We start from the raw sequence: 8,338 nt of genomic DNA, 5'->3' as shown, positions 1-8,338 counted from the left end.
AGCTCGTTCATTCTATGTCCGCCGAAGATCTGCGCAACACTTCGGGAGGGCCTTCTCAGATGGAGCGGCCGGGATTCGAATCACCCTTGTGTGCCACGAGCACGAATAGAAGTCTGTCGGCAACTATTCGCAGATACCTCTCGACAGGTGCGGCCTTTTTCATAGAAGAATGACAGGTGAGAAGGGGCGTGGGAGACCGGCGCTGCAACTGCCGCAGTTTAGTTGTGCTTGCCTTTCCACTCGGTGTAGGGGCCCTGGAAGTCTTCGATCTGGTTGTTCTCGAAGACCCAGAGGCGCGTGCCTACTTCATCAATCAGGTCGTGGTCGTGGGTGACGAGCAGGACCGTGCCTTCATAGCGCTGGAGGGCGATGTTGAGGGCGTTGATGGATTCGAGGTCGAGGTGGTTGGTGGGCTCGTCGAAGACCAGGATGTTGGGTTTGGTGAGCATCAGCTTACAGAAGAGCAGGCGGGCCTGTTCGCCACCGGAGAGGGCCTTGAGGGGCTTGCCGCCTTCTTCACCGCGGAAGAGCATCTGGCCGAGGATGCCGCGAATGTCTTCAACGTGCGCGGAGGGGTCCCAGCGGTGCAGCCAGTCGGAAACGGTGAGGTTGGGCTCGCTGCCCGCATCGATCATGGAGGCGACGTCCTGGGGGAAGTAGCCGATCTGGGCTTCGTGTCCCCAGAAGACAGCGCCGTTGTCGAGGTTGAACTCGGGATCAGAGAGGCCGGGATAGTTGGCGAGCAGGCTTTTGAGGAGCGTGGTTTTGCCGGCGCCGTTGCGGCCCATGAGGATGACCTTTTCGCCGCGCAGCAGGTTGGAGCTGAAGCCGTCGATGATTTTGTGGTCGTCGTAGAACTTGGTGATGTGTTTGAACTCGAGGACGTGCTTGCCGCTGGGGCGCACCTGGTCGAATTTGATGAAGGGGCGCTGGATGTTGGAGCGGGCGAGCTCGTTGGTCTGGAGGCGCTCGACTTCTTTGCGGCGCGAGGTGACCTGGCTGGAGCGGGTGCCGGCGGCGAAGCGCGCGATGAACTCGTTGAGCTGGGCGATCTTCTTTTCGCGCTGCTGGTTCTGGGATTCGAGCGTGGAGCGGATCTGGGTCTTCTGCATCACCATGTCGTCATAGCCGCCGGTGTAGGTGATGATGGTCTGGTAATCGATGTCGGCGATGTGGGTGGTGACCGAGTTGAGGAAATGGCGGTCGTGGGAGATGGTGATGAGGGTGCCGTTGTAGCTCTGGAGGAAGTCCTGGAGCCAGTGGATGGAGTCGAGATCGAGGTAGTTGGTGGGCTCGTCGAGCATGAGGGCATCGGGTTTGCCGAAGAGCGCCTGGGCGAGGAGCACGCGGACTTTCTGGCCGCCCTGAAGCTCGCTCATTTTGCGGCTGTGCAGCTCTTCGCGGATGTCGAGGCCGTCGAGGAGGACGGCGGCGTCGGCTTCGGCGGTGTAGCCGTCCTCGTCGCCGATGACGCCTTCGAGTTCGCCGAGGCGCATGCCGTCCTCGTCTGTCATTTCGGGCTTCTCGTAGATGCGGTCGCGCTCTTCAAGGGCGCCCCAGAGGGGTTTGTTGCCCATGATGACGGTGTCGATGACGCGATAGGCGTCGAAGGCGAACTGGTCCTGGCGGAGGACGCCCATCTTGCGGGGGCGCACGACAACGCCCTTCTGCGCCTCGATCTCGCCGGTGAGGATCTTCATGAAGGTGGACTTACCGGAGCCGTTGGGGCCGGTGAGGCCGTAGCGCCGGCCGGAGATAAAGTTGGCGGTGACTTCCTCAAACAGAACCTTGCCGCCGTAGCGCATGGTTACATTACTGACACTGATCATTGCGTTTATTGTCCTGGTGGACCGCGGCGGAGAGGTTCAGCCACGCCGGATCGGTAAAAAGGTGGGGCGCACAAAGGGCAGCCCGAAGGGAAAAATTCCGCTCGATACAAGTTTCTCATAAAAGCAGCCATCAGCTCTCAGCCGTCAGCCTTTAACTCGCAGGCACGCCGATGTTCGAGATGTGATGTGGCTCACATTTGAAGGCGCGTGTTGATGGGTAGGCTTAGGCAGTATTCGTCTGCCTGAGCCGTGGTGCGTTCGTGGCGCGCGGCGGGCAGACACCGGGGAGTGTGGATGAGGCCGGTGGTTGGGGTTGGAAACAAAGCGGAGCTGCGCGGCAGGCCGGCGGTGGCAGGGGCTAAAGCCCTCCATGTTTTGAGGGCGTTTTCGGCACGACTGAACTCGTGCCCTGTTACAGAGCCTTCGATGTTGCGGGGTACATCTTGCGCCGTTGCCGGGTTGGCGCTCGTGATTGCCGGGACCTGCTGGAGCGGCAGGGTGCTGGCGGCGGGGCAGTCTCAGTCCCAAGCCCAGGATCAGTCGCAGTCGCCGAGGCAAGCCCAGGCGAGATCCGGTTCGGCTGCAGGTGGTGTCGAGGTCGATCAATCGCCGGTGGTGAAGATGCCGGATGGGACGGAGTTTTTGCCGGAGTATGCGAGGGCGGCGTCGATGTTTCGGGCGGCCAGTGAGGCGCCGGAGAACATTCTGATCGATGCGCCGGCGAATGGGACGATTTATGCGCCGGATCTGATTCCTCCGCAGTTCAAGTGGCGCGACAACAATGCGGCTGCGACGGTGTGGCGGATCGAGATTGGGTTTGCGAAGGGCAAGCCGGTTCGGGTCACGTCGAAGGGCGAGAAGCTGCAGATCGGCGCACCGGATACGGAGTTGAGCGGCTATGTGGCGCCGGCGCTTAGCCCGGAAGAGCAGCAGATGCATGGGTGGCGGCCGGACGCGAAGACGTGGGAGGAGATCAAGAAGAGGTCCGCGGGGGCGAAGGCGACGGTGACGATCAGCGGGTTTGCGGGCGACAGGAGCGGGCAGGCAGTGTCGAGCGCGCAGGCCGGGTTCGAGACGTCTCGCGATCCTGTCGGCGCGCCGATTTTCTATCGCAATGTGCCGCTGATTCCGCCGCAGGAGGGGACGACGCAGCGCGGGGTGATCAAGCCTCTGCCGGATTCCGTGCTGCCCAAGATTCGCTGGGAGCTGCGGTATATCAACGAGCTGCGCAGCCGGCTGATGATGACGAATCTGCCCACGTGCGGGAACTGCCATTCGTTCTCGCGCGACGGGAAGACGATGGGGATCGACGTGGATGGGCCGGCAAACGACAAGGGCTTGTATGCGATGACGCCGGTGAAGAAGGTCACGATGATCAGCAACGACTACCTGGTGCGATGGAGCGCGTTCAGCGAGGAGGGCGGGCAGAAGCGGTTCGGGTTCATGAGCCAGGTGTCGCCGGATGGGAAGTACGTGGTGAACTCGATCGACGTGCCGCGGGCGAAGGGCATGCGGGTGGTGGACCGGCTGTACAACGGGTTCTATCCGTATTACGGGTTCGGTCAGGTGTTCTATCCGACGCGCGGGGTGCTGGCCTGGTACAGCAGGGAGACGGGCAAGCTGCAGCCGTTGCCGGGCGCGGACGATGCGAACTTTGTGCAGACGTCGGCGTTCTGGAGCCCCGACGGGAAGTGGCTCATCTACTCGCGGACTGTGGCGGCTGATCCGTATCCGCGCGGCTACAAGCGCTCGCTGTACGCGAACGATCCCAGCGAGACGCAGGTGCAATACGATCTGTATCGCATTCCGTTCAACAACGGCGCGGGTGGGAAGCCGGAGCGGGTGGTGGGCGCGAGCGAGAACGGGATGAGCAACAACTTCCCCAAGGTGTCGCCGGACGGGAAGTGGATTGTGTTTGTGCGTTGCAAGAACGGGCTGCTGATGCGGCCGGACAGCCGGCTCTATATTGTGCCGTTCGAAGGCGGGGAGGCGCGGCCGCTGGAGTCGAACCTGCCGGTGATGAACTCGTGGCACTCGTGGTCGCCCAATGGAAAGTGGCTGGTGTTCTCGTCGAAGAGCCCGTCGCTTTATACGCGGATGTATCTGACGCATATCGACGAGGGCGGACATGCGAGCCCGCCGGTGGAGGTGGAGAATGCGACGGCGTCCAATCGCGCGGTGAACATTCCCGAATTTCTGAATGTTGGCGCGGACGCCATGGATCATATCGAGACGCCGGCAATTGATTTCTATCGCGAGTTCGATGTGGCGCAGCAGTTGCAGGAACAGGCAAAGTACGCGGAGGCGGTTCCGGCGTGGAAGGTGGCGGCGCAGAAGGACCCCACGGATGCGCGGCCGTTCAACAACCTGGGCGTGGCGCTGGCGGCGATGGGGCAGTACAGCGAGGCCATCGACGCATACAAGAATTCCTTGTCGATCAATGCGGAGAGCTCGCAGACGCATAACAACTTTGGCAGCGCCCTGGCGGAGGCGGGCCGCATGGATGAGGCGCTCGAGAATATCCGCAAGGCTATCGAACTGAACCCGGACAACGGCGCGGCGCACGTGAACCTGGGGCATCTTTTGGAGGTGCGCGGCGGCGCGCGGGAAGAGGCGAAAGAGGAGATGCAGAAGGGAATTGAGCTTGCTCCCAAGCTGGCGGACGGGCACAACGTGTATGGCGTGATCCTGGCGCGGGAAGGGCGGCTGGACGAGGCGATTGTCCAGTTGCAAACGGCGGTGGAACTTGCTCCGAATTCAGCGGAGTGCCACTTCAACCTGGGGCGGGCGCTGGCGGCGAGTAATCGCTTTGCGGAGGCGGTGCCGCAGTTTGAGGCGGCGGCGTCGCTGACGGGGGGCAGGGAACCGGCCATTCTGCAGATGCTGGCGGGAATCTATTCGGATACGGGACAGTATGCGAAGGCGGTGGATGTGGCGCAGCATGCGCTGGAGCTGGCCGAGCGGAGGAATGAGGGCGAGCTGGCGAACCAGTTGCGGGCCAATCTGGCGCGGTATCGGGCGCAGGCGCAGGGTGGGCAGCAGTAGGCGGGGAGGTTTGCCGCTGCCGAGAACTCGCCGGTTCGCGATCACCAGGCGCGTGCGGACGCGCAACGTTACGCGATCGTGGTATCCAGCGGCAGGAAGATGCGGAAGACGGTGCCCAGGCCTCGTTTGCTGCGGACCTTGATGCTGGCGTGGTGGTTGTCGAGGATGCCCTTGGATACCCAGAGGCCGAGGCCGGTACCGTCTTCGCCCTTGGTGGTGACAAAGGGGTGGAAGAGCTGGTCGAGTGTGGCTTTTGCCATGCCGTTGCCGCTGTCTGCGACGATTACGGCCACGCCCTGATGGTCTTTTCCGTCGATGCCGGGGCGGACGCAGACGGTCATGCGGCCGCCGTCGTCGAGGGCTTCAAGGGCATTGCTGATGAGGTTGGTGAACACCTGCTGGATTTCGCCAGCCAGGCAGAGCACCTGGGGGGCGGGCTCATAGCGACGTTCGAGCTGGATCCCGCGGAGGTTCATCTCGGTCTCGTGGAAGAACAGGACGGAGTCGAGGAGCTCATCGATGCTGGTGAGGGTGGGCGCGGTGCGCTGGCGATAGAACTTGAGGCTGCGGGCGGTGATGTGGGAGAGCCGCTGCAGCTCGCGGTCGGCGACCTGGAGGAGCTCCTTGGAGCGGCCGTGGATGGTGTCGTCCATATTGACGAGGAAGAGCAGGTTGGTGACGGCTTCAAGGGGGTTGTTGATCTCGTGTGCGATGCTGGCGGCGAGGCGTCCGGCGGCGGCGAGTTGTTCGCTGCGGCGGAGGGCTTGTTCGGTGCGGCGGCCGGGCGTGGTGTTGCGCACGTAGAGCGCTAATCCATCATTAGGTTGCGGGTAAAGCTTGAAGTGAAACCAGAAGTCTCCAGCGGGTCCTGGGAAGTATTGTTCGAACTCGACGAGTTCGCGATTTTGCATGGCGCGGCGGAAGTTGGCCTCAACCGGAGTTCCGGGGAGGGTGGGGTAGACGTCCCAGACGATGCTGCCGAGGACGGGTACAGGCGAGGAAGTGGAGGATAGTTGGGCCGCGGCGGGATTGAGGTAGCTGATCCGGAAGTCGCGATCGAAGGTGCAGAAGGCGTCGGGGAGGTGTTCCAGGGTTTCCCAGGCGAACTGGCGGGCGCGCTGGATTTCGCGGGTGAGGACGGCTTCCTGTTCGCGTGCTTCGCGGCGGAGGCGGGCCATCTTCAATTGCGCATCGACGCGGGCCATCAGTTCGCGAGCGGTGAAGGGCTTGATGAGGTAGTCGTCGGCGCCGGCGCCTACGCCCTCGATGCGCGACTCCTCGCCGGCACGGGCGGAGAGCAGGACGACGGGGATATCGCTGGTAGCGCGGTCGGAGCGCAGAGCAGAGAGGAGGCCGAGGCCATCCAGCTCCGGCATCATGATGTCTGACACGACCAGGCTGGGCCGGTGACGCTTCACCACGTCAAGTGCTGCTTTGCCATTTTCCGCGGTGAGGACGTGGAAGCGCGGGGCCAGCAGACTGCGGAGGTAGTCGCGCATGTCGGCGTTGTCGTCCACCAGCAGAATGGAGTCACGGCGTGCGTCGCCGGGTTGGGGCGGTGCGGTGTCGGCGGTATCGCCGGGCGCGATGGCGTCTTCAATGGTTTCATTAGCGGGGAGCCAGCCGAGGGCCTCGCGCACATGGGCAGCCGCGGCCGGGGGACCGCCGCTGGATGAACTTTCAGTGACGACATGGCCGTGGGCCAGGTGCTGGGAGCCGAAGGGGATTTTGACGGTGAAGCTGCTGCCGATACCCACGGTGCTGGAGACTTCAAGGTGGCCGCCGTGCATTTCGACAAGCTCTTTGACGAGGGCGAGGCCGATGCCGGTGCCTTCGTGGCTGCGGCGGCGAGCGCCTTCGACGCGCCGGAAGCGTTCGAACAGATGGGGCACTTCGATTTCGGGGATGCCGGTTCCCGTGTCATTGATGGCGACCCTGGCGAACCCGTCTTCGGCGGAGACGGTGACACGAATGGAGCCGTCGAAGGTGGCCTTGAATGCGTTGGAGAGAAGGTTGAGCACGATCTTCTCCCACATTTCGCGATCGACGTAGACGGGCTCGGGGAGGGGCAGCGCCTCGACGATGAGCTTCAGTCCGGCGCGCTCCACGGCGGAGCGGTAAGCGCTGGCCAGTTGCGCTGTGAGCAGGGAGAGGTCGGTGGGCTCGTAGGAGGCGCGGAGGCGTCCGGCCTCGATGCGCACGAAGTCGAGCAGGCCGTTGACCATCTTGAGCAGCCGCAGGGCGTTGCGGTGCAGCATCTCGAGGGTTCCAGGCCCGGGAGGCGTTCTGCCTTCGATGGCGTCTTCAATGGGCCCGAGGATGAGGGTGAGCGGGGTGCGCAGTTCATGGCTCACGTTGGAGAAGAAGGCGGTCTTGGCGCGATCGAGCTCGGCGAGGGCGCGGGCGCGGGTGCGCTCTTCTTCGTAGGCTTCGGCATTGGTGATGGCGGCAGAGATCTGGCCGGCGACGAGGTCGAGGAAGCCTGAGTAGGAAGAACTGAGCTGCCGGTAGGGATTCAAACCGGCGATGAAGACTCCGGCGGGGCGGTCCTGGCCCTTGCGGGTGATGGGAACCATACGGCCCATAACCGGCGGCTGATTCCACACGCCGAGGGGGAGGTCATGGAAGAGCTCCCCGAGGTTTTCCACTGTCAAGGCGCGGTTGTCGGCGAGCAGGTCCTGGATTGGCCAACGGCAGTCATCGCGGCCGGTGGAGAGCTCCCGGGTGGCGAGCGAGTGGCCGCCATCGATGCCGCTGGAGGCTACGAGATTGAGTTTTGCTCCGGTGTCGTCGAAGAGGTAGGTCAGCGCGAAGGGCATATCGCGCTGATCGGTGAGGCCGCGTTTGATGGCTGCGAATACTTCGTCGCGGGTGTTGGCATCGACGAGGGCGGAGGCCAGAGTTCCGAGGGAGTTCATTTGCCGCTCGCCGATGACGCGGCTGGTGTCCTCCATGACGACGCAGAACATGCCCTGGATGCGGCCGTCCTGTCCGGCCAGAGGACTGTAGGAGAAGGTGTGGTAGGTCTCTTCGGGATAACCGCTGCGCTCCAGGATCAGGAAGAGGGTCTCTTCCCAGGAAGCTTCGCCGGTTTCCATGACGCGGGCGATGCGCGGGCCGATGTCCTGCCAGATCTCCGACCATACCTCAGGGGCAGGCCTGCCCAGAGCCCAGGGATGTTTCTTGCCCAGGGTGATGCGCGCGTAGGCGTCGTTGTAAAGCATGGTGAGCTTCGGACCCCAGGCCATCCACATGGGGAAGCGGGAGGTCAGGAGGATTCTTACGGTGGTTTTGAGGCTCTCGGGCCACTCGCCGGCGGGTCCAAGCGGGGTGGCGGACCAATCGAATTCCTGCACCAGCTCGCGCATGGGCTGCGCGTGAGACTCCACGGCGACGCCGGCGTCGGGATGAGCGGACTGGCTCGCCATTCGGAGATTCTCCTTCACTCACCTACCCATAGGACG

Annotated in this window: 3 protein-coding genes; 1 reads left to right on the top strand and 2 read right to left on the bottom strand. The window is 63.3% G+C overall.

Annotated features, from left to right (window positions below):
• Positions 1 to 218: 218 nt before the first annotated feature.
• Positions 219 to 1,829: an ABC-F family ATP-binding cassette domain-containing protein gene (locus VGL22_RS18880; protein ID WP_465268505.1), complete on the bottom strand. Its 1,611-nt coding sequence runs from the start codon at positions 1,827 to 1,829 to the stop codon at positions 219 to 221.
• 426 nt (positions 1,830 to 2,255) lie between these two features.
• On the opposite strand from VGL22_RS18880, the gene VGL22_RS18875 reads away from it, so the two are divergent.
• Entirely contained in the window at positions 2,256 to 4,874 is a 2,619-nt protein-coding gene (locus tag VGL22_RS18875) for a tetratricopeptide repeat protein (RefSeq protein WP_465268504.1), read from the top strand.
• A gap of 68 nt (positions 4,875 to 4,942) precedes the next feature.
• Here the strand turns inward: VGL22_RS18875 and VGL22_RS18870 are convergent, their stop codons facing one another.
• Positions 4,943 to 8,302 carry an ATP-binding protein gene (locus tag VGL22_RS18870; RefSeq protein ID WP_465268503.1) on the bottom strand — a complete coding sequence of 1,120 codons (3,360 nt, stop codon included), beginning with the start codon at positions 8,300 to 8,302 and terminating at the stop codon, positions 4,943 to 4,945.
• Positions 8,303 to 8,338: the final 36 nt, after the last annotated feature.

This window comes from Occallatibacter sp., assembly GCF_036502485.1.
Classification (GTDB): Bacteria; Acidobacteriota; Terriglobia; order Terriglobales; family Acidobacteriaceae; genus Telmatobacter.
The sequence above is the reverse complement of the archived record's forward strand: the minus strand, read 5'-3'. Positions and strand labels throughout refer to the sequence as shown.

What these genes read in the sequence shown, in the direction of transcription:
- VGL22_RS18870 (WP_465268503.1), bottom strand. Translation starts at nt 8,302, where the DNA reads ATGGCGAGCCAGTCCGCTCATCCCGACGCCGGCGTCGCCGTGGAGTCT.
- VGL22_RS18875 (WP_465268504.1), top strand. Translation starts at nt 2,256, where the DNA reads ATGTTGCGGGGTACATCTTGCGCCGTTGCCGGGTTGGCGCTCGTGATT.
- VGL22_RS18880 (WP_465268505.1), bottom strand. Translation starts at nt 1,829, where the DNA reads ATGATCAGTGTCAGTAATGTAACCATGCGCTACGGCGGCAAGGTTCTG.